Origin of the sequence: Paraburkholderia sp. SIMBA_053 (assembly GCF_046534895.1) — a bacterium.
Lineage (GTDB): Bacteria > Pseudomonadota > Gammaproteobacteria > Burkholderiales > Burkholderiaceae > Paraburkholderia > Paraburkholderia caledonica.
In genome coordinates this window covers 1-272 of record NZ_JAWRXU010000680.1, presented here as the reverse complement: position 1 = coordinate 272, position 272 = coordinate 1, and the positions used below count along the sequence as shown (strand labels likewise).

Sequence of the window (272 nt, the reverse complement as noted above, 5' to 3'; positions counted from 1 at the left end):
AGTATCACCATAGCGGCCGGTTGCGGTCGTGCCTTGCCCGTATGTGTGCGTTTCGCTGCCACCCCAGGCGTTGCTGCGGGTTGTGGAATCCGAACCGGGCGCGTGCGACGTGCTGCCTCCGCGATAGTTCGCATGCGACCACGCGCCGGCTGGACTGGTGACGAGCGCCGGGACGAGCACACTCAGGAGACGGATGACGGCGGTCTTCATGATGCGTCTCCTCATTGGGTTCCTCGCGGCTTCGTCTTCGGCGGCGGCTTCATTCCTGGGGC

Annotated in this window: 1 pseudogene; it reads right to left on the bottom strand. The window is 65.4% G+C overall.

From position 1 onward, the window contains the following. Positions 1 to 210 (bottom strand): annotated as a pseudogene (locus SB753_RS37305) (hypothetical protein); the annotation flags it as partial. Positions 211 to 272: the final 62 nt, after the last annotated feature.